Origin of the sequence: Phosphitispora fastidiosa, from assembly GCF_019008365.1 — a bacterium.
GTDB lineage: Bacteria > Bacillota > Thermincolia > Thermincolales > UBA2595 > Phosphitispora > Phosphitispora fastidiosa.
The window spans coordinates 1-310 of sequence record NZ_JAHHUL010000098.1 but is presented as its reverse complement, the minus strand read 5'-3'; the positions used below and the strand labels follow the sequence as shown (position 1 = coordinate 310).

At 53.9% G+C, this 310-nt stretch carries 1 rRNA gene; it reads right to left on the bottom strand.

What is annotated here, in order from left to right:
• Positions 1-310 (bottom strand): 16S ribosomal RNA (locus tag Ga0451573_RS19110); the annotation flags it as partial.

The window sequence follows — 310 nt, the reverse complement described above, 5'->3', positions numbered from 1 at the left end:
CAACCTCTCGGGACTACAGGGGTTTCTAATCCTGTTCGCTACCCACGCCTTCGCACCTCAGCGTCAGTTTCGGTCCAGAAAGGCGCCTTCGCCACCGGTGTTCCTCCTGATATCTACGAATTTCACCTCTACACCAGGAATTCCCCTTTCCTCTACCGTACTCAAGTCTTGTAGTTTCAAATGCACTTCCAGGGTTGAGCCCCGGGCTTTCACATCTGACTGGCAAGACCGCCTGCGTGCCCTTTACGCCCAATAATTCCGAATAACGCTTGCACCCTCCGTATTACCGCGGCGGCTGGCACTCAATTAA